This is a genomic window from Alphaproteobacteria bacterium, from assembly GCA_019746225.1.
Taxonomy (GTDB): Bacteria; Pseudomonadota; Alphaproteobacteria; order Paracaedibacterales; family VGCI01; genus VGCI01.
Map to the genome: position 1 here is coordinate 1 of JAIESE010000076.1, position 21984 is coordinate 21984.

Here is a 21984-nt window from a genome sequence, read left to right on the forward strand (position 1 = left end):
CAAACTTAAGGTGGTGTCCATCTCTTGAATTTCGGACACCAAATCTTGGATCAATTGTTTCCAGTCCGCTCGCACTAGTAAAGCTGGGACTTCCCGGACCATGACGGCAGACACGCCAAAGGCTTCAATGATAAGCCCCAGTTGAGCAAGGTCAGGGGCGCGTAACAAAAGCGCTTTTAGGTCTTCTTCGGGCAAATCCACAATCTCTGGCAGCAATAAAGCTTGGCGCTTTACCCCATGGGCAGCTTGTTCAATTTTCATTTTCTCATAAACAAGACGCTCGTGGGCAGCGTGTTGGTCAACGATCACAAGGCTATCTTCTGCTTCGGCAAGGATGTAGGTGCTGTGAATTTGAGCGCGCGCCATTCCTAACGGATATTCCCTCAAAGATTCAGGGGTTGAAGCTGGCGGTGCGTCTGCAGGAGAGGGTGCCTGATATGTTGCCAGCGTTTCGGCCAGTTCTTGGGAAACGTGCCGATCTGGGAAAGAAAAGCGTGGTGCGGGAGAGTTTGTGCTTCCCGAATAACTTTTTCCACTCCAGGAAGAAGCAGCCGCAGGATAAGGACTTGGTGGTTGCTGAAAAGAAACGATGGCATCATTCGCGATGGTCGTTGAGCTTTGATGAGCGGCGCCTTGCAAAGCATTCTTTAAGGCACTAATCATTATACCACGCACAAGTCCAGCATCTCGGAAGCGCACCTCAGCTTTGGCAGGATGGACGTTAATATCGACTTCTCCTGGATCAATTTCCAAGAACAAAGCCAGAACCGGGTGACGATTGCTGGCTAGAAAATCTTGGTAAGCAACGCGTACTGCGGCTGAGAGAAGTTTGTCTTTTACCGGCCGGCCATTGACGAACAGGTATTGAGCTGTTGCATTGCTACGGTTATAGGTGGGGACACTGATATGTCCTCTTAGGGTGAGTCCTTCGCGTTCCATGAGCACGGGGCAGGCATTTTCGCAAAAGTCTTTGCCTAGAATGGAGGAAAGTCGATTGCCAGTCGCTTCATAAGAAAACACCTGTCGATCTCCGTCCATTAACGAGAACTGAATTTCAGGGTGGGCAAGGGCTAAGCGATTCAAAATATCGACCGTATGGGACAACTCCGTCGTGGGTGTTTTTAGGAACTTGAGACGAGCGGGTGTTGCATAAAACAGATCCCGCACCTCAACCCGCGTCCCAAAGCCAAAGGCGGTTGGACTAGGCTCGCCTTTTGTGCCGCCCTCGACGGCTAAGCGCCAAGCCGTATCATCGGTTGATGTACGGCTGGTGATGGTCAAACGACTAACAGCACCGATGGAAGGAAGTGCTTCTCCACGAAATCCTAAGGTTCGTATATTAAAGAGGTCGCTGTCGGGAATTTTGGAGGTTGCGTGGCGTTCTACCGCGAGCACAAGATCGTCTTGACTCATACCCTGGCCATTATCCGTGATAGAAATAAGGGTTCGCCCTCCCTCGCGCACCACGACGTCTATCTTTGTGGCCGAAGCATCGATCGCATTTTCAACCAACTCTTTAATTGCCGATGCTGGGCGCTCTATGACTTCACCAGCAGCAATCTGATTAATGAGAGTGGGGTCGAGAAAGCGTACGGTCATGCAGCATTTTCCAGGTAAGCTTTGGTCAAGATTTTCCCTTCCTCAACAGCAGGTTGATCAAAGGGATTCACATTCATGAGATGAGCCGTTGCAAGGGTTTCTAGCATATAGTGCATCATAAGCCCCCCGAGGGTTTTTTCATCCAAAGTGTTTAAGTGTATCACGCGGGTTGGGCATTTGTTATTTCGTAAGGTGTCAATGGTGGCTTGTTGTTCGGCCAACATAAGATCCCCCATCGTCTTGTTTTGAAACAGATCGATGGTGGCATGACCGACGGGAGGTAAGTTAATCTTAGTGGAATCATAATGTTGATCCAGCGTAATAAGGGTGAAGAATTTGTCCCGAGGACCGTCAAGATAGAGCTGGAGTTGAGAATGCTGATCAACGGTTCCAAGAGATTGAATGGGGGTTATCCCCTGGCGCTCTTTATTCGTGTCCAATTTTCCGAGGCTTTCAGCCCACAGTTGACGAAACCAAAAGGTAAAGGTGTTGAGGCGGTCAACATAAGGCATCAGGACCGTTTGAGTTATCCCTGATTTTGCCAAAGTCATGTGAAGGCCAGCACCTTGAAGAGGCAGACACTCATTGATAGTTGTTACATCCAGTGCTGCGCGGAGAACGTCTCGAGCTCCTGTGAGGAGGGCTTTGGCATCAAGTCCAGCAATCAAAGCGGGGAGGATGCCAACAACCGTAAATACAGCAAACCGACCCCCAATATCAGTTGGGTGATCCAAACAGGGAAGCGCATAGGCGTTTGCTAGTCGGCGAATGCCATTGTCAACAGGCTCGGTAATGATTTGAAAATGGTCTGTTAATCGAGCTTCAGGTATGGATTTAAGCCAATGCTGAATACACAGCAGTAATTGTGTAATCGTTTCAGCCGTATTACCCGATTTTGAAATCGCAATAGCCCCTGTTTTTGTTATATCTAGCTTTGACAGGAGCGTATGGAAGGTATAGGGATCAATGTTGTCTAGAAAATGAAAACGGGGAGTTTTCGCTTGGGGGTTTCTCAAAGCAATAAGCGTTTGCCCTCCAAGGCTAGAGCCGCCAGTCCCCAATATCAGGATATCCTCAAAAGCTTGAAAATGGGAAGCTATAGGAGCCAAGCTTGTCAAGAGATCATCGGATTTTATCTGCTGAAAAAGGGGGAGTGACTCTTCTAAGCCTTGTAAATATAACAATGTTTGAGGAGCTTCCGAAATAGGTGGAAGCCCTTCTAAGTTCTGGGTGAAGATATCACTTTTAGATTTCACAACCCTTATCCTTTATTTCTGAGAGGTCTTTTGAGAAGCACCCTTTTCTGGATTGGCAGGTTCCTTTTCTAATTTCTTGTCTCTTTCACCGGCTGTGCTGAGGCATTCAGCTTCAGATTTCTTTTCTTTGTCTTTCGCGCCGGGTGGATAGACTGTCAATATGACAATTGGATTTTTGGAAAAAACAAACTTAGCTGCTTCAAGGACTTGTGCCGCTGTTACAGCATTAATGAGATTTGGCAAGTCTTCGATTTGCTCTACGGTAAATCCCCCCCCAAGGCGGGTGAAGGTTTGGACGCTTGAGCTGTTACCATCACGAGCAAAAGCGAGGGCGGCGAGAATATCTCGTTTTGCATCTGCTAATTCTTTTTCTGTAATCCCTGTCTCAATGACTTCATTTACGAGCTTTTGAAGGGATGCCTTCAGAGTCACAAGATCTTTGCCGGGAGCTAAAGTTGCTGCGAGCTCAATGGGTTGTGGATCCAACCCCCCATGCTCATAGGATTCGTAAGAGCATGTTGCTTGGACTGCAATCTTTTGCTCTTCAACTAAGGCACGATTGAGTCGACTGATGTCATTACCCCCCATCGCCTGTGAAAGAACGATTAGAGGATAAAAATATTTTGAATTCGGTTCGCGATGGGTCGGAGCCGCATAGTTCCAGTAGATGCTGATTTGGCTCACGCGGGGATTTTCCTGTTCGAGACTGATAACAATGCCGCTATGATCAGGCTCTTGGACACGTTTGCGCGGCGGTACAGGACGAGACGGAATGGGCCCAAAATGCTTTTCTACCATAGGTTTTAGAGCTTCCATGGTAATATCACCAGCGATGACCAAAATAGCATTGTTCGGTGTGTACCATGTTTTATAGTGCTCAAAAGCAGCTTCCAGAGTATAAGCTTCAATATGTTGAGGATAACCGATGGCAGGAATTCCATAAGGATGATACCAATAGGTTGCCCGTAACATAGCCTCGTAAGCTGCACCCAAGGGGATATTGTCCAATCGCATGAGGCGCTCTTCGAGAACAACCTTTTGCTCTGCGGCAACTTCCTTAGCTTCCATGATCAAATTTTGCATTCTGTCGGCTTCTAGTTTTAAGTAAGAGTCCAAAAACTCTATGCCAATATCGCAGGTATAGGCTGTCATGTCTGGTGTTGTGAAGGCGTTAATCATGCCACCATTGGCGATAATTATTTTTTTAAATTGGTCCCCTGGAACGTCTTTTGTTCCTTTAAACATCAAATGCTCTAGAAAGTGAGAGAGACCATGCATCCCAACAGGATCATCAGCTGTTCCAACTTTATAAATGATATTAACGGAAACAATAGGGGCGAGGTGATTTTGCACTAAGACAACTTGTAGCCCATTTGGGAGCGTTGTTGTAATGGGATTAAATATGCCTGCATGACACTCTTGAGGTGTAAGGGCGTTGACGAAAAGAGACAATGCCAAAATAATCCAGCCTTTCATTAAATTTTTGCTCCTACTTTATTTTCTTTTGTTGCTTCTTTCGCTGTTTCCAGGGAGGAGAGTCCTTTAGGTTCCCCAACAACAATGAAGGTTAAATTTTCCGGTTTCAATAGAGATTTTGCAGCTCTATTAATATCCTCTAGAGTAAGTTTGCTAAGGATAGCATTCCGCTCATTAATATAGTTACTGCCCAAATTATCCAATTGATATGTGAGAAGCGCATTAGAGATTTGTTTGGTTGAACTAAAGATCAAAGCAAAGCTTCCCATCAATCGCTTCTTTACAAAGTCGACCTCAGTTTGGGTTGCCCCTTTCAGCATGTCTTGCCAAACCTGACGAATGATATCTATAACTTCTTTCGTGCTTTGATTTTTGGTAGCTGTCTTTCCTAAAATGAGTGTGCTGTGTTGAGACCATTTCACATCAGCATCAATACCATAGGCCAGGCCTCTTTTTTCTCTAATTTCATTCCATAGACGGGAATCAAGCATTCCATCACCCAAAATCTTCATCATCACATAGCTTGCGTAAAAATCGGGGCTGCTTCGAGGCACTCCGGGTTGGGAAAAAAGAATAAGGCTCTGCGGAATATTTAATGGTTCAACAATTGTTTTTCCTGAATTAAGAAGGGGCGCCTCTTTCACGGTTGATGGGACAGCCTTTTCGGGGAAATCCCCAAAGGTTTCATCTAAATATTTTTTTAATTCATCGACAGATATATCCCCAACTGCAGATACCAAAAGTTGGTCACGTGTTAAGCGTTCCTTCATATATTGGCGCATTTGCGCTTCCGTTATGTTTGGTATTTCTTTGATTATTTGTTGGGTTGTTCTTCCATAAGGGTGATCTCCATAAATCGTGGAAACCAATTTTTGATTGGCGACAGAACGTTCATCATGAAGAGACTGTTCCAATAATGTTAGAATTTGATTTTTCACACGAGCAAGTGTATCCGGATCAAAACGAGGCTTACTTAACATTGTTCTCAAGACAAGAAAGGCATCACCCACATTTTCTTTAACAGTTCGAAAATTGACTCTGATTACGTCTTGAGATGCAGATATATCGAGTTCAATATTTTTTTGAAGCAGGAGTTTCTTGAATTCTTGGCTATTCAGATCGCCTGAACCTTCATCGAGCATACTGGATACCAATTGAACAAGGCCTGCTTGTCCTTTGGGATCAGAGGCATTGCCCGTGTTCTTAAAAGCAATGGATACGGAAACGACTGGGATTTCGTGGGCCTCCACGAACCAAGCATTAATCCCTTTGTTGCTTTTGATCACTTGGACATTAATATGTGATCCTTGCGGTTTTGCGGCCTGGGGGGGGCTTTTCGCGCCTTGTTCCGCATATCCAGGGGCGCAACCAAGAGCCAAAGTCATCAAGAGAGGCCAAGAGCCAAAGGATAAGGGGCGTCTGTGTAACAATGCAGATTCCTTACGGTTACCTTTAAAAGTCGAGTTGAAGTCAAATGTAAATTTTTGAGTCGTCATGATGATTCACTACCTGTTTCGTTTTTGGTCGTTTTAGTTTCTAAGGGTTTTTTCTCAGTCGTTGTTCCTTCTGGGGCAGACTTGGATAAGGACATGTTTTGAGTAATTTCCTTATTCCAAGACTTAATTTTCGCTATTACTTTTCCTGAAACAGTCGAATCTGTTTGCGATTCCTCATCGACAAGTGAGCGAATATTTGGCGTAACATTTTGATTTTCTGAAGCCTTTTCTATAATTTCCTTTTCTCCTTTGGAAGTGGAAGGAGCGGTGGAAGTAGCAATGGTCTTGTCACCTAAAACTGTTTGCTGGGCTTTTACGGACTCTGGAATAACGTGGGGATTTGGAGCCCCGGGCGTTGGGGGGGGGAGCAAGGGTCGTTCATTAAAACCGGGAGGGATAATCAAACCAGGGCTCGGTGTGGCCGTACTCATTTCATCAGGACTGTAATGGTCAAGGCCAAATGTATTTCGAAATGAATCGCATCCACTTAAAAGAAGGGGCGACAGAAGGAGGAAACTCGCGATTGTCGATTTTAATGTTTGTGTATTCTTCATTTTTATCTCTCGTTGTCGAATCAATTATTGTTTATGTTGTGACCAAATTTGTCTTGCGTATTCAAATAGGATTAAAGTAACGCCCCCAACAATGGCAGAATCAGCAATGTTAAATGTATACCAATGATAGCCGTAGGCATGAAAGTCTAGAAAATCTGTGACGGCTCCAAAACGAAGGCGATCTGCTAAATTCCCAATAGCTCCCCCGAGAACAAGACCAAAGGCCATCGCCATCAATTTCGTTTCCGCGCGCCATATCCATAGAGTCAAAACAGCGGCAAAAGCAAGGGCAATGGTAGCTAATACCCAAACACTATATGGGTTACTGCTGGCTAACAAGCCAAAACTAATACCCCGATTCCAAGCCAGAATAATATTGAAAAATGAAGTGACTTCTATGGTTTGAGGGTCCACCATGAGATGGTTTAAGACAATCCATTTTGAGCCTTGATCAAGAATAAGGACGATTGTTGCTAATACCAACCCCATCGTTGGCCAGCAATAAGAAGTCGTTGAAGGAGCGTCTTGTGGAACAACCTTTGATTTCTTTTGGGCCTTTGGGCTTTTGGGTGTGGGTTTTTTATTTGTCATCAGGAGCCCTCTATTACATCTTTACATCGTTTACATAAATCCGCATGAACTTGTCCGACTTCTTCTAATACTTTCCAACAGCGGTTGCATTTTTGGCCAGTTGCAGTGTTAACGACGACGCCAACGTTTAACACGTCTTCCAAAATAAAAGCACCTGCGGGGGGTTGAGCTATCACGAGATTGGCGGCTGAGGTAATAGAAAACTCTGCCAAGTCAGGATCTTTCATGTTTAAGGCTTTGAGAATTTCTGCAATTTCATGAGGTACATAAATGGCGACATCTGCTTGCAAACTGGATCCTATTGTTTTTGCGCCACGTTCAACCTCAAGTGCCCCTGTAATGACACGTCGAACATCTCGAATGGTTTGGTATTGAGTTGCAATGGACTCGCATTTCCATGTTAACGGAATTTCTGGGAACATTTGCAAATGGATACTTCCCATCTCTTCACCGTAGCGCGTTTGCCAAGCCTCTTCGGTTGTGAAACTTAACACAGGTGCTAGCCAATGGGTCAAACACGTAAAAATATGGTCCATAACAGTTCGAACCGCTCGGCGTTTTAAAGATGAGGGTGCATCACAGTAGAGGCAATCTTTGCGCAAATCAAAATAGAAGGCAGACAAATCGACGGCACAAAAGGTGTGTAAGTCAGCATAAAAATTCATAAAATCAAAATTTTCTGCGCTTTTTCGTAAAAGGACATCCAACTCTGAAAGGCGATGAAGAACCCATTGCTCCAAATAGGGCATATCTTTTGTTTCAACGCGCTCAGAAGGCGTAAAGCCTTCCAGAGCTCCCAACAAATAGCGCAAGGTATTACGAAGGCGACGATAAACGTCTTCTTGATATTTTAGAATTTCGGTCCCAATGCGGTGATCTTCTGTATAATCAACAGAAACAACCCATAAGCGCAAAATGTCAGCACCCATGGAATCAATAACTTGGGACGGAGAGATTGTATTTCCTTGAGATTTGGACATTTTGTGTCCCTTCTCATCAAGCGTAAATCCATGGGTCAAAACTTGGCGATACGGTGCTTTTCCAATGGTTCCACAAGCTTCAAGCAAGGAAGACTGAAACCAACCGCGATGTTGGTCTGAACCCTCGAGGTATAAATCTGCAGGCCACGATAAATCCGGTCGATCTTTCAAGACAAACTCATGAGTACATCCGCTATCAAACCAGACGTCCAAAATATCCATGACTTTTACATATGACTCCGGATCATACTTCGACCCTAGGAAGCGGCTAGCGTCACTCGTATACCACGTGTCTCCCCCTTCTAGAGCCACAGCATCCACAATACGCGCATGAACTTCCGCATCTCGCAAAACATCGCCTGTTTGTTTGTGAATAAACAAGGTCATCGGGGTTCCCCAAGCGCGTTGACGGGACAAATTCCAATCGGGACGTCCCTCCACCATAGAGCGGATTCGGTTTTTGGCTTGGGCTGGGAACCAAGATACTTCTTCAATCGCCTTTAAAGCCTTGGTACGCAGATCATTTGTCTCCATACTCACAAACCATTGGGGTGTTGTGCGATAAATTAGAGGAGCCTTGGAACGCCATGAGTGAGGATAGCTGTGAATGAGCTTTGAGGAGTGGAGCAAGTGGCCTGCTTCTTGAATGGCTTCCATCACTTTCGCATTCGCTTTAAAGACATGAAGTCCAGCAAACAAGGGAACATGGTCATAATAACGACCGTCATCGGCAACAAGGGCTGGGACTTCAAGATTATGTTTTTGTCCAACCTCAAAGTCCTCTAAACCATGACCAGGGGCTGTGTGAACCAACCCTGTGCCTGCCTCGGTTGTGACATACTCGCCCGAGAGAAGAGGAACCGGAAACTCATAGCCTTTTCCCCTCAGGGGATGTGCACAAACTGTTCCTTGGAGAGTTTTTCCTTTTAAAGTCCCTAAGAGTTGAAAGGTTTCAATTTCCAACTGACTCAAGAGGCTTTCGACTAAAGATGAGGCAATCAAAAGGGAATGCTCAAATTTATCACTTTTAACCACGGAATAATCGATCTCCTCACCAAAGGCAATGGCTCGATTTCCAGGTAAAGTCCAGGGTGTTGTTGTCCAAATAACGGCTGAGGCATTTTTCAAAATAGGGAGAGGGGTTTCTATGATCGGAAAAGAGACAAAGACGGAATCAGAGGTGTGATCTTTATACTCAACTTCAGCTTCAGCAAGGGATGTTTTTTCAACCACTGACCACATAACGGGTTTTTGCCCCCGGTACAAACTACCGTTTAAAAGGAATTGACCCAACTGCTCAATGATTCGAGCTTCCGTTTTAAAGTTCATCGTTGAGTAAGGGTTATCCCAATCCGCAACAATCCCGAGCCGCTTAAATTCTTCCCTTTGGACGTCGACCCATTTGGCAGCAAAAGTTCGGCATTCAGCACGGAATTCTAAGGGATCTACATCATCTTTGTTTAAGCCTGCATCACGGTAGCTTTCCTCGATTTTCCATTCAATTGGCAATCCGTGGCAATCCCATCCCGGGACCATGGCGGCATCATACCCTAGCATTTGATAGGTTTTATTGACGATATCCTTTAAGGATTCTGTCAAGGCATGACCAATGTGAATATGGCCATTCGCATAAGGAGGCCCAAAGTGAAGGATGAATTTTTTTCGGTCTTTGGACTGACGACGCAAACTCGCGTATAAGTCTATGCTCTTCCAATAATTCAGAAAATCCGGTTCCCGCTTGGCCAAATTTGCTTTCATAGCAAACTCGGTTTTGGGTAGGAAAACGGTGTTTTTATAATCGACTTTCATCATGTTTTCCGAATTGGTTGTTATTCCTTATTCACCTGAGACTAAGCACATCAACCAGGCTTAGTTGGTTTTTTTGAGCTCATTCGACCAAAGTTACTAAATACTTCGCGTAAAACGCCCGTTTCATATCCTGTCGTCTCCGTTTTTCGCTCCACGGGCTTAATATTCTTAGCTTCCTCACCCTTGTAAGTCTTGACGTCGCTCACAATACCACCTGTTGTAAATGTTATGACAGTAACTTGCTGATCCAAAACTGTTGGTTCAAAGAAGGATGTCGTGGACGTTTTCTTTGATACATAATACCAAACATTCGTATCAAATGAAGGAATTGTGGAAGGACTGCCTAATATTTCTTGAACTTGCTGTTTGGAGTGGATGCCGGGTTTAATTTGACTGAATTGAACGTTTTCGGCATTGAACCCCCGTGTTTCGATGGTTGGCGTACACCCGGCTCCCAAAGAGACGAAAACCAATAAAGCAAAAAGAGACGCATTGCACTTCATGAGACGGTAACCTAAACTAACCTGTATGTTAAAATAAAAAACTACACTACATTTGACATCATGTATTCAAACTGTCAATCCTAAAGGTCTAACATTCATGGGAATTTTACGGAGGAAGAAGCCATCAATGAAGCATCTCACATCTGAAATCTATGCGGCGGTAACCTCTCAAGCCCGTCAAGCCATTTTTTTTAATGAATATCAGGTCCCCGATACCCCCCAGGGTCGATTTGAAATGCTCACTCTTCATTTATCTTTGATGTTGAGACGATTGAAAATGGCTAACCTTGAAGAAGGTGAGGGGATTGTGTTGAAGGATTTAACTCAAAATGTAGTCGACTTTGTTGTGGCTGATATTGAAGAGTCGGTTCGGGCTCTGCCGGTCAGCGAGTTAAAAATCACAAGTCACTTAAAAGGTTTTATGGAAGGGTTTTATGGTCGCTTGGTGGCTTATGATAAAGCTCTGGAATTATTGGATCAAGGCATGCTAGAACAGGCTATTCGACGCAATGTGTATGGCATTGTGGGCACTATTCCGGATGATATTGTTGATGGGCTCGTAGCTTATACGCTCCAGACATGGGAGTGGTTGCAAGAGACGACCATTCCACAAATCATCGTGGACCTAAAGGGAGAGTAAAATACATGTTGTCAGATCCCAATGTTGAGTTTAGTCGTATTGTGCTTTTCGACCAAATCGGGGTAACCGGGGCAACCTATCACTTGGAAGCCAAGCAAGAAGAGTGTCGTCGCTTGGCGGTTCGCTTTAATTTAGTGGCGATTCATCAAATGTGTGCCCATTTTGTTCTAACGCAGGCAGAAGAGCCTGGTTGTTTTCAGATTGAAGGTGAAGTGAGTGGGGATGTGGTTCAATCGTGTGTTTCAACACTCAAAGATGTTCCTGCCCATGTCTATGCCACGTTCATTCTTCTTTTGCGGCCTTCCCGGGAAGAAACAAAGGACGAAGAGTTTATTATCGACCTTGAGGACGAAAGAGACATTGAATATTATACAGAAAATCAGGTTGATTTAGGGGAAACGGCCGCCCAATACCTCTTTTTAAATCTTGATCCCTTTCCCCATGCGCCTGATGCGCCTGAATTTATTGAGGCAAAGGAAGACACCCCTATTAACCCGCTTGCGGAAGCTTTGAAGGGGATCAAGAAGAAATAGGGAAGTTAAAATTGCAAAAACTTAAATTATTTCAAAGAAATAAGAATTTTTGGACCCCCCTTGTTATTGGAGCGACTCTGCTGGGGTCTATCCTTTCTTCTGAAGGCATGGAGGGGGAAAGACGACCCTTTTCTCAACAGCCGACCCGAGAATCGCCTAGTGGTTTTTGGGGCTGGGTATCTAAGTTGAGAAGGCCCCCCACCGAACCGACACAAGTGGAACTTCACGGCACTGAAGAACTCCCTCCTGTACCAGAGAATGATACCATTCCAAGAGTATATAATCCCCCCAACGATAACTTGAAGGCCAAATTTACAGTTCTGTGCGCTTCTTATGATCCTCAAAAAATAGACCCACGATTTGTAGAATTGGCTAAAAAGCATTGGGAGACGATTGATCCACCCACTCCGGATAGATTGACTCCTGACCAGTACTACGAAAGAGTTGAAGCCTTCTTAACCTCCATCCCAGATTTTACAGCATTTTCTGCCTTAAATGGACCCCTCGACAATCCTCTCGGCTTTGATAGAGCTCTCGCCTTATGGGTAGACTTTTGTCCCCAATTGGAAGGTTTAGAGCCCACTTTAAGAGATATGTTTGTTCGTGAGACGGAAACTTTTGCCCCTTCCGAAATTCTAAAACGGTCAACCTCTCTCAAAGCTCTGAGAGAGTATTTTGATTTTCGGGGGAGTGCACTTGTGATCAAGTCAGTCAACTCTACGGTAAAACAGTTTGATTACAATAGGGAATTCCCTCTGACATCTAAAGTGAGGCCAATTTTAGAATTAGCTTTGACTATAAGCCCCTGGCAAGCGAAAAACAGGAGCCACTTTGTTTCAAAAATTGGCGCTCCAGTATTCATAATGAGAATGTCGAGAGATGTTCTAGATTATTACATGCAGCAGCTTTTTGCCATGGACCCTTACCGGCTTCAGGCTGTGGAAAAGATTTGTCTTTGCAAAGGTGTCCCGGAGGATATTGATATGCCAAGTTTGTCGCGTGTACTGGATGCTATGAACAAAATGACTTTAGATCAATTGCGGGCACTTGGTTCCGTGCCTATGAAGCGTGAATCTTATAGGAGAGGATATGTTTTGCCGGCATTCTTCGAGGGGGCACTCTCCCTCTCAGCGGATGAAATAATAAGCAGAGGAAAAGCATTCCCAGAAAGAGGTTTGGATACGAAAGACTATGCCGGTAAAGAGTATATGGGGTGGGCCCAAGTTATTGCCTTAAAAATGCCTGCGGGGGAGATAAGGACAATTGCTCGCAAACTCAAGAAGCACAATGACGAACGAATCCAAAATAGTGGTGGGGGGAAGGATAAACCACCTTTAGAAAGGCTGAATCAAGAAGAATACGCGACGTACCTTCTTGAGGATGTGTTGAGTGATACTCTGAGAGCGGAATTTGATCATTTAATGGATGAGGAAGTGAATGAAGAATTTAAATTTTGGTATGACTATGCCAAAAAGCATTGGAGAGAAACATTAAAGTCGGGGGATGTTAAGGCCTATTGGGAGTCTTATGATAAAGATCCTAAAAGAGAGAACCTCCACCCGATCCATTTTTTTGATTGTGTTCGAGGTTTCTTCTTAAACAGGAATCAGCAAGCTTTAACGATGGTTAAGGAATTTTGCCCTGATGTAACGGCATTGGAAGACCCCATAAACTTTGACAAATTTATTCAGTTTGGTTGCTACATCTTCCCAAAAATTACTCATCTTGATCAAGAGACACGGGCATTTATTATTCAAGAAGCTTTTAAACATTCTGCAATTGGTATGTTTAAGGTGCTTCATATTTTGAGAGAGGTAAATGGTTATTTTTATAAGGCGAATTTAGAAGTTGTCACGCTAGCTTACACTCTAGGTTATGATAGCATAATTAGACTGTTGAGGCACCTTCCCTCGCGAGGCCTAAGGGAAGATCCAGAAGGAATATGTGGCTTTTGTCGAAGCGGCTTAACAGAGGATGAGCAAGACGCCATCGTGAAACTATTTTTCAGTAAGCCCGATTTTCGGTTACTCGACATTACTAATTGTTCTTCTATATGGGACCATTTTATAGCACGCAAGAGTGATGGGAATGACCCAGCGAGTCGTTTGAAATTTGTCCAGCTCCTCAAGGGGGCTTCTCCTGAGATGTTGCAAATTGTGAAATCAAAGCCATTATTAGGAGCCTATCCCCTAGTGGTTTTAGAAAAAATCCTTCAAATGACGCCTGAGGAAATGAACACGCGCACCCAAGTTGTTGAACAAATAATTCATAAATGGACTCGGGGTGAGGGAGAGTCTTTCACTGAAGATCTTCGAAAAATTTCAAAGATTCTCCTAGACATGCCTTATGCCCAATTCCAAGCTATCCTGGGGAATTGGGGCAATTTTTTTCAATCAGAAAGTTTGCTTGATTTGCTTCCCGGTGACCTTCTTCCTATCCTTGAGGCATTTGAGAGCTTAACGAACGATCAGATTTTTAACTTGAGTTGGTTTTTTGGGACAAGAGAAGAAGCTTTAGTGTTCTATAATGCAGGGTTGACAGGTCTTGGGGCTCTTTACGGGGAGATTTTGAAAAAGGCTGGGGGGTTTTTGGGCAACACCATGGAAGGGTTAAACGTGCTTGAAGGGCGTGTCAATCTTATCTTGAGGATTCTTCCAAGAGACTTGGTTGGGAAGATGAATCACAAAAGAATTCCAGCAATTTGTCATATCCTTACCATGGACGCGGGTCAACTTAGAGCTTTATCAAACGATCTGGAGAAACTTTTTCCTGAAGGGCTGAGCCTTGATGAAAGAGTTCAAAGGGTTAAGGATATGAACCTTTTGAGTCCGGAAAAGTTTGAGGATAGAGCTTAAAAAGATGCCTGAATGAGAGTAAAGGGTGAATCTTGTGGCCGTTCATAAAAAAAGGATCAAGAAGAAAACAGCTTCTCTCCCTCAAGCTGGCGCCAGTTCCCCTTTGGCAATCAGATTGTCCAATATGTCTGATGAAACAACCCGATTCCTCCCCCCATGTTTTGCGGCATAAAGCGCTTGGTCTGCCTTTTCAAATAGGGAATGGGAATTGTCTTGGGCATCGGGTGTTGTGAGTGCATAGCCAACGCTGATGGTAACGGGCTTTTTCTCATCAAGGGGGGAGGGGATTCTTAAAGTTTCCACAGCACTTCGCGCTTCTTCGGCAATATCATGTGCTTTTTTCGCCTTCACGCCATATAAAATAATGGCGAACTCTTCCCCGCCGATTCTGGCAACAAGATCCATTTCCCGTCGAGCGACTTTCTTGATCGCGGACGCCACATCACTTAAACATTTGTCCCCGGCGGGGTGGCCAAACTTATCATTGTATAGTTTAAAATGATCAATATCGACGATGATTAAGCAAACGGTCCCTTTTTGTTGAAAAGCCAGAGTCCATAGGGTTTTCAAGATGGAATCAAATTTGCGACGATTGGCAAGGCCGGAAAGAGCATCCGTCTCAGCCAGAATGTTCAAGTCTTGATTGGCAAGGGCTGCTTCGTTCGCCATGCTAATAATATGTTGGATGAAAACACCCAAGATAACACAAGAGGCCAGAACGCTGTTCATCAGTCCTAAGTACCATCCGGTCGAGTATCTTTCTTCACCCATAATGACATAAATAATGTCTAATGTGTGCGCCACGATCGCCAAGAAAAGCCAAAGATCAACTCTTGAGAAATTCCCTTTCCACGGGACGAGAGCCAAGACCGCCAGGAAACTTAACGCAAGGTCAAATTCTAAAGGATAGCTCTGGTATCCAAGACTTATCGTGGGTAAGACGTCTATATTATAAAAAATAAGGGATGCTAAGAGAATCACAACGAAGGGGGAAAGGATAAAGGCCCATCGATAATAATTGTGAGAAAGGGTTAACTTTCCAGCGGTTTGTAAAGAATACAATATAATGACAAGAGGGAATATGGCGTGCCAAATCATCCAAATCCAAGTTGAAGTTTGGCTGCCGCTTTCCCACGTTAAGGTATTCGAGAAGACATCGGGGAGGAAAATCATACGCCCAAAGGCCAGTAAACTGATGGCCATATATCCACAGGCGAGCAAAGCCATAGGGCTATCAGACGCAATTTTTGATTGATAATAAAGAAGGTAGGCCGTTTGAATGGATGCGATAAAGACCGATATACTACAAAGGGCTACCCATGCTGGCATTGCGGGCCTTAAAACGTCACTCGTTGAGGCGAAATAGGTACATAATAGGCAAAGGATGATAATAATGGAAAAGGCGGTGCGTTTTTCAATCGGATTCGCTTCTGAATTGTTCAAAAACATTCTACAATCAACCCTCTGCATAGTGAATTTGTCTATTATAAGACTCAGAGTTGTTAATTTTTGGTTAAATTCAAAGAGGAGGGTCGGTTGTTCTATTCTGACCATAACCACTTTTTTGAGAGGGACGCCCTTTTGTTCTTGCTCTTTGTATTGAATTAAGATAAAAACTGTAGCTAAGACTGTCTGAAATTATGTTATCTGGAGTGTTAAGAAAATGGCCGTTCCAAAGAAAAAAACATCTAAGTCCCGTCGGGATATGCGTCGCGCTCACCACGCTTTGACAGCGATTCATAGCGGTGAATGCCCTAATTGCGGTACTCGTAAGTTGCCGCACCATATTTGTGGCTCATGTGGACATTATAAAGGCCGCCAGGTTGTTTCCAAGCTGGAAGCCCAAACCGACCAACAAGACGCGTAAGGGCGGCTTCCCTTTGGGAGAAACCACCAATGACGTTTGCTATATCACTTGATGCGATGGGGGGGGATTCAGCCCCCCAAATTGTTATTGAAGGGGCTGTAAAAGCCCTTGAGAACGCGAAAGCCAATGCCAAAACTAATGGTTCAGCTTTCTCATTTCTCGTTTTCGGAGATGAGCGCCAAGTGCAACCTCTTCTCGCAAAATACCCCCAGTACAAAGATTCCTTTAAGCTTATTCATACGGATGAAGTCGTCACCAACGAAATGAAAGTCGTGGCTGCCATTCGCACCCTGCCCAAATCAAGCATGCGCCTTTCTATAGAAGCTGTGGCCAAAGGCCAAGCATCTGCGGTTGTTTCAGCAGGAAACACGGGCGCCTATATGGCGCTGAGCAAGCTCATCCTTAAAACATTGGATGGCATTGATCGGCCAGCACTTGCGACCTCTATACCGACGTTAAAGGGGCAATCGCTTGTTATGGATTTTGGCGCAAACGTTGAGTGTAAGGTTGAAAATCTTGTGCAATTCGCCATCATGGGCCATGTATTTGGTCAAAGATTGCTGAAAAAGCCGAAGCCATCTGTCGGCTTGTTGAATGTCGGAACCGAAGACGTCAAAGGCAATGCTATTGTCCAGGACGCGGCGCAGATCTTACGAGGGATGAATCATTTAAACTTTCATGGATTTGTGGAAGGGGATGATATTACCGCAGGGACAACGGATATCGTCGTAACCGATGGTTTCACAGGAAATGTAGCCTTAAAGACCATCGAAGGAACAGCCAAACTAATTAAAATGATGCTTGAGGATTCAATGAAGCAATCCTGGCGGGGGAAGCTGGGATACTTGGTTGCTAAACCTGCTTTTGATCTTCTCAAAAACCGCATGGACCCGCGTCTGTATAATGGAGCCCTATTCTTAGGCTTGAAAGGTATTGCCGTGAAAAGTCATGGCGGGATGGATGCCATAGGGTTTGCTAATGCCATTCGCGTGGCAGCATCTCTTGCTGCTGATGCAGCATCGGGGCAAATTGCGGCTGACTTGCATCAATTTTTATCCCAAGAAAAGGCTGCATCATGACCTTCCATTCAGTTGTTATGGGTACTGGCGCTTATCTGCCAAAGCGGATTGTCACCAATCATGATTTGGCAGCCCGCATGGACACGAGCCATGAATGGATCGTGGATCGCACCGGGATTCATCAGCGTCATGTGGCAGCAGAGAAAGAGTATACGTCTGATTTAGCAACCCACGCGGCGCGTCAAGCTCTTGAGCGTGCAGGAATTGCGCCTGAATCAGTTGATTTAATCGTGTTGGCCACAACAACCCCTGATGACACCTTTCCCGCAGCGGCCGTGACGGTTCAAGAAAAACTGCGAGCGCACCATGCTTTTGCCTTTGATGTGCAAGCGGTTTGTTCTGGTTTTGTCTATGCATTGAGTGTTGCTGACAATTATATACGTAGCGGCCAGGTCAAGACAGCCCTAGTTATTGGGGCAGAAACCATGTCGCGTCTCTTGGATCCGGATGACCGTGGGACAGCCGTATTATTTGGCGATGGAGCAGGGGCTCTTGTTCTTCAAGCTCAAGAAGGGTCATCTCAAAAGGGCATTTCTAAACAGCGAGGCATTTTGTCCACCCATCTCTACTCTGATGGCAGATATCGAGATGCTTTATACGTTGATGGCGGCCCCAGTCGAGGGGGTGCCGTTGGGTATGTGCGCATGCAAGGCAGAGAAGTTATGAAGCATGCGGTCGAAAAAATTGGTGATTCGGTTAAAAAAGCACTTGAATTTCATGACCTTACCCCTCAAGATATCGACTGGTTCGTCCCTCATCAAGCGAACATAAGAATTATCAATGCTGTTGCAAAGCATTTTGGCTTGCCAGCAGAGCGTGTTGTCGTAACCGTTGATAAACATGCGAATACGTCCGCTGCTTCAATCCCCTTGGCCTTAAGCGTGGCTGAGGCTGATGGAAGGATTGTACCAGGGCAGCTCGTTGTCATTGAAGCGATGGGGGGTGGCTTTACCTGGGGTTCTGCCGTAATACGGTGGTAATGAATAACAAAAATGAAAAGGGAGAATCAATATGACGGCTGAGACTGTAACTCGGGCTGATTTAATTAACAAAATTACGCAAGACAATAACCTAACGCGTCAACAAGCTTCTGATATTTTGAAAAAGACACTAGAAGAAATTGAAAAAGCGTTGGCTGCTGGTGATCATGTTAAGATCTCTTCCTTTGGAACATTTTCCATTTTGAAGAAAAAAGAACGGATTGGCCGGAATCCTCGGACTGGAAAAGATGCTAAAATCTCTCCTCGTCAAGTGATTAGCTTCCGGGCATCTCCTGTATTCAAGAAATCTGTTGGAAAATAATTTCAAGAAAGATTTTATTTAAAGGCGATAAAAATCTCCAGGTAAATTGGAGATAAATCTAAGATGTTTAAAGCACTACTCTTTTTTTTTACGTTATCAATCTTTTTGATTGGATCCCTTTTTTGGTATGTTTCCAAGTTACCTCCCAAAGAGTTGATTCCTTCTCAATTTGTGAATAGTCACCTCAAGGACTATTCCAAAGAAGAGCAATCTTTGATTCAAGATGATCTTAAAAACATCAGCGATCTTTGTTTTCGTGACTGTACGCGCATTTATTCGACGCCCATTTATGTTGGGACAGCTGGGGGCCCAGGGTCTAGTAAATCAACAATTCTAGAGACTTATCTGCACGATAAGACGAATTATGTCTATGCGGACCCGGATCAACGGGCCTTAAAATTCATGATCAATACGTACATATCCTCTTGCAACAATTATGCCATTGCGAATGCTGCTTCCTTCAAAGAGTTGATAAAAGGAGCCTATGAGAAATGGCGCGCAGCATCTAACTATATTGCCTGTTCAATTCTGAATAAAGCCTTTGCAGGGGATTACAACATTGCTCATGGAACGACCTCAACTGCCAAGCAAATTACTGGGCTCTACGAAAAGCTGAAGGCAGAACATTATAAAATTATTCTTCTTCTTTGCGGGACAACGGACCAAAATCGGGTCAATGCCATTCGGGCACGAGGGGCCAGCCAAGATTTTGTTCAAAACTCTGACGAAGATACCATTCAAAAAGGCAAAGCCTTTCCTGAACGATTCCCTGATTATTTCAAATATGGGGATGAAATTCATCTCTATTGGACAGAAACCTTTTCTAAGGGAAGCATCCTTGCAGCCATCTACGATACAAAAACCAAGTCTTTATCAATCAAAAATCAAGCGGCCTTTGAGAGTTTCGTGAAGCAATATCCGACGATCGTTGCGTATTTGCCGAAGGTGTAAGGGGGGGTAATATATTGACATTCCCTTGTGTTATTATCATTTAAATCAATCCTCTATACGTCATTGCGAGCGAAAGCGAAGCAATCCAGGTGCAACGAATCAGATCTAGATGCACTATATGCCCCAAAAAATGATGTTAGTAGCTTGTCCTTGGCCCCTGGATTGCTTCGCTTTCGCTCGCAATGACGGCAAATATAATTTCTGTCTTGATAAATATGAGTTAAGCTACGGACTATATATAGATGCGTTTTTGAATATGTAATAGAAGCTCATTAGAACCCCCCTCACTTCCTCTCCCTTAGCCTCTTCTTAACGAATTTTTGCTATCCTCATAGATAGTCACTTATTAAGAAGGTCTAAAATATTTCAGAACTCATGGATATCTTGAACAATGTGTCAGGGGTTTGCGTTATCATTTTGGGTCTTAGTATAATGTTCCTTCTTCGAACCTTTCGTTCTTTGGGAGTATAAACTCTGTGTGGTCTTAATGCTGGCGTTTCTGGAAGGTGAAGGGCCAGGGTCTTGTGAATGCTTTTCCCTTACCCATTGAAATCATGCCTATGCTTGATAGTTTTACGAACAGTATGGCAAAGACAAAGAAGAAGTAGGCTGACCCCTTTGTAGCCCCCTTGCAATCATTTCGCGGGGTTAGTATATTCTTTAAATGTCGGAACGTAGCGCAGCCTGGTAGCGCACTATTCTGGGGGGATAGGGGTCGTGGGTTCAAATCCCGCCGTTCCGACCATTTCCGCCCCCTTAATTTTAATAGAATCTTAAATAATTTCTCTCTATCATCAGTTTCAGAGCAAATCTTTAATAGTTGAGATGAACCATGACAAAATCCTCGAAAAGCACCATCGATCATGACGTTGTTATTGTTTCGGCCATGCGCACTCCCATCGGTGCGTTTCAAGGGGCTTTGTCTGCCCTGACTGCTCCGCAGCTGGGTAGTATAGCGGTTGAAGGGGCTTTGAAAGCCGCCTCTCTCTCTGGCTCTGAAGTAGATGAAGTGATCTTGGGCTGTGTATTATCGGCGGGTTTGGGGCAAGCGCCCGCGCGTCAGGCCGCTATTGGCGCAGGTCTCAAGCCCTCAACATCTTGCACAACGATTAATAAAGTTTGTGGATCGGGCATGAAAGCGGTGATGATGGCGTGTGACCAACTTCGCCTTGGGAATGCACGTATCATGATTGCCGGCGGTATGGAGAGCATGACCAATGCGCCCTATTTGTTGGATCGCGCCCGCCAAGGCTATCGTTTTGGGCATGCAAAAATTTTGGATCATTTACTCGTCGATGGCCTGGAAGATCCTTATCATGCGGGCCGCGTGATGGGCTCATTTGCGGAAGATACGGCGGCTCATTTTAAGTTCACGCGCGAAGACCAAGATGCTTATGCCATCGAATCCTTAACCCGTGTTCAAGAGGCGGCATCGAAGGGATTATTTGACAAAGAGATTGTTCTTCTGGATTTGGTTGATGGGAAAAACACGATATCTCTTCATCAAGATGAAACCCCAACGAAGGTAAAGGTTGAGAAAATACCCCAACTCAAACCTGCTTTCAAGCCGGATGGAACGGTGACGGCGGCGAACTCTTCCTCCCTTTCAGATGGGGCGGCGGCGCTGGCGTTGATGTCTTCGGGGGAAGCGAAGGAGCGAGGTTTGACACCTCTAGCGGTGATTCGTGGATATGCGTCTCATGCCCAAGAACCCCAATGGTTTACAACGGCCCCCATAGGGGCGATTGAAAAGCTCTTGAAGGACCTGAATTGGTCCGTTGAGGATGTAGATTTGTTTGAGATAAACGAAGCCTTTGCGGTTGTCACCATGGCAGCAATGAAGAAGATGAATATTCCCCATGAGAAGGTCAATGTTCTTGGTGGGGCAACGGCCTTAGGCCATCCTCTTGGGGCAAGTGGTGCCCGTGTTCTTGTGACGTTGGTGCATGCCTTAGAGGCGCGCGGTGTCACGAAGGGAATCGCGGCCGTTTGCATAGGTGGCGGAGAAGCCACTGCCATTGCCGTCGAGCGAATTTAAGAAAGGCATTTGCCGAGCATTTACATTCCCTTATTGCTTAAAAGCTCAGTTCAGTCTATAAAAAGGGCAGGGATTTTATAGAGCGTATAAGGTAAAAACATGAATGAAGCTCAAATCCGTCGGGCAGAAAATTGGCTGTTTTTTCGTCGTTGGTTGAAAAACCCACGCCAGTTGGGCACGCTTGCTCCTATTTCCGTTAAATTATCAATGCTTGCGGCCCATGAGGCTGTTTCCCAATACACACCTGGCACACCTGTTGTTGAAATAGGGGCAGGGACTGGTCGTTTGACGCGGGCTCTATTGCATTTGGGGGTTCAGCCTCAAGATCTGACAGTGGTTGAATTGGATGGGGAGATGTGTGACTTTTTGAAACAAACCATTCCAGGTATCAAGGTCATTGAAGGTGATGCGAATCATTTGGCGACATTGATTGCACCTGAAATAAAGGAGAAAGT

The 21984-nt window shown here is 44.8% G+C and carries 19 protein-coding genes and 1 tRNA gene; 11 read left to right on the plus strand and 9 right to left on the minus strand.

What is annotated here, in order from left to right:
* The 8 genes from mutL to bamE form a co-directional block, all read right to left on the minus strand.
* The coding region (gene mutL / locus K2Y18_10415) for a DNA mismatch repair endonuclease MutL (GenBank protein MBX9806141.1) at nt 1-1599 on the minus strand (1599 nt) is incomplete at its 3' end.
* Entirely contained in the window at nt 1596-2855 is a 1260-nt protein-coding gene (locus K2Y18_10420) for a glucose-6-phosphate isomerase (GenBank protein MBX9806142.1), read from the minus strand. The genes K2Y18_10420 and mutL, both read right to left, overlap by 4 nt.
* 12 nt (nt 2856-2867) lie before the next feature.
* A complete protein-coding gene (locus tag K2Y18_10425) occupies nt 2868-4331 on the minus strand; it encodes an insulinase family protein (protein ID MBX9806143.1) in 1464 nt (487 codons plus the stop codon).
* Entirely contained in the window at nt 4331-5827 is a 1497-nt protein-coding gene (locus tag K2Y18_10430) for an insulinase family protein (GenBank protein MBX9806144.1), read from the minus strand. Before K2Y18_10430 ends, K2Y18_10425 begins: the two co-directional genes overlap by 1 nt.
* Complete coding sequence (locus K2Y18_10435) at nt 5824-6381, minus strand: DUF3035 domain-containing protein (protein MBX9806145.1); 558 nt, start codon at nt 6379-6381, stop codon at nt 5824-5826. The genes K2Y18_10430 and K2Y18_10435 overlap by 4 nt, the downstream gene beginning before the upstream one ends.
* Before the next feature lie 24 nt (nt 6382-6405).
* A complete protein-coding gene (gene lspA, locus K2Y18_10440) occupies nt 6406-6870 on the minus strand; it encodes a signal peptidase II (GenBank protein ID MBX9806146.1) in 465 nt (154 codons plus the stop codon).
* Between the two features lie 101 nt (nt 6871-6971).
* The gene (gene ileS / locus K2Y18_10445) at nt 6972-9761 is read right to left on the minus strand and encodes an isoleucine--tRNA ligase (GenBank protein MBX9806147.1); all 2790 of its coding nucleotides are present in this window, start codon (nt 9759-9761) and stop codon (nt 6972-6974) included.
* Nucleotides 9762-9811: 50 nt separating this feature from the next.
* Complete coding sequence (bamE, locus tag K2Y18_10450; GenBank protein MBX9806148.1) at nt 9812-10264, minus strand: outer membrane protein assembly factor BamE; 453 nt, start codon at nt 10262-10264, stop codon at nt 9812-9814.
* 127 nt (nt 10265-10391) lie between these two features.
* Between bamE and K2Y18_10455 the strand changes: the two genes are divergently transcribed.
* From K2Y18_10455 to K2Y18_10465, 3 genes are read left to right on the plus strand one after another with little or no spacing between them, the layout of a single operon-like run.
* Nucleotides 10392-10904, plus strand: coding sequence for a hypothetical protein (locus tag K2Y18_10455; GenBank protein MBX9806149.1), 513 nt, complete (start codon nt 10392-10394; stop codon nt 10902-10904).
* 5 nt (nt 10905-10909) lie between these two features.
* Nucleotides 10910-11437 carry a DUF177 domain-containing protein gene (locus tag K2Y18_10460; GenBank protein ID MBX9806150.1) on the plus strand — a complete coding sequence of 176 codons (528 nt, stop codon included), beginning with the start codon at nt 10910-10912 and terminating at the stop codon, nt 11435-11437.
* An 11-nt stretch (nt 11438-11448) separates the two neighbouring features.
* On the plus strand, nt 11449-14292 hold the full coding sequence (locus K2Y18_10465) for a hypothetical protein (protein MBX9806151.1): 2844 nt from the start codon (nt 11449-11451) through the stop codon (nt 14290-14292).
* A gap of 81 nt (nt 14293-14373) precedes the next feature.
* Here the strand turns inward: K2Y18_10465 and K2Y18_10470 are convergent, their stop codons facing one another.
* Nucleotides 14374-15741, minus strand: a complete 1368-nt coding sequence (locus tag K2Y18_10470; protein ID MBX9806152.1) for a GGDEF domain-containing protein — start codon at nt 15739-15741, stop codon at nt 14374-14376.
* Nucleotides 15742-15955: 214 nt separating this feature from the next.
* Between K2Y18_10470 and rpmF the strand changes: the two genes are divergently transcribed.
* The 8 genes from rpmF to K2Y18_10510 all read left to right on the plus strand — a co-directional run.
* Entirely contained in the window at nt 15956-16159 is a 204-nt protein-coding gene (gene rpmF, locus K2Y18_10475) for a 50S ribosomal protein L32 (GenBank protein MBX9806153.1), read from the plus strand.
* 29 nt (nt 16160-16188) lie between these two features.
* On the plus strand, nt 16189-17238 hold the full coding sequence (gene plsX, locus K2Y18_10480; protein ID MBX9806154.1) for a phosphate acyltransferase PlsX: 1050 nt from the start codon (nt 16189-16191) through the stop codon (nt 17236-17238).
* Nucleotides 17235-18218, plus strand: a complete 984-nt coding sequence (locus K2Y18_10485; GenBank protein ID MBX9806155.1) for a ketoacyl-ACP synthase III — start codon at nt 17235-17237, stop codon at nt 18216-18218. The genes plsX and K2Y18_10485 overlap by 4 nt, the downstream gene beginning before the upstream one ends.
* A 31-nt stretch (nt 18219-18249) precedes the next feature.
* On the plus strand, nt 18250-18540 hold the full coding sequence (locus tag K2Y18_10490) for an integration host factor subunit alpha (protein ID MBX9806156.1): 291 nt from the start codon (nt 18250-18252) through the stop codon (nt 18538-18540).
* A 63-nt stretch (nt 18541-18603) separates the two neighbouring features.
* Nucleotides 18604-19491: a hypothetical protein gene (locus K2Y18_10495; protein ID MBX9806157.1), complete on the plus strand. Its 888-nt coding sequence runs from the start codon at nt 18604-18606 to the stop codon at nt 19489-19491.
* 668 nt (nt 19492-20159) lie between these two features.
* A tRNA-Pro gene (locus K2Y18_10500) sits at nt 20160-20236 on the plus strand.
* A gap of 111 nt (nt 20237-20347) precedes the next feature.
* A complete protein-coding gene (locus K2Y18_10505) occupies nt 20348-21529 on the plus strand; it encodes a thiolase family protein (protein MBX9806158.1) in 1182 nt (393 codons plus the stop codon).
* Nucleotides 21530-21628: 99 nt separating this feature from the next.
* The coding region (locus K2Y18_10510; protein ID MBX9806159.1) for a hypothetical protein at nt 21629-21984 on the plus strand (356 nt) is incomplete at its 3' end.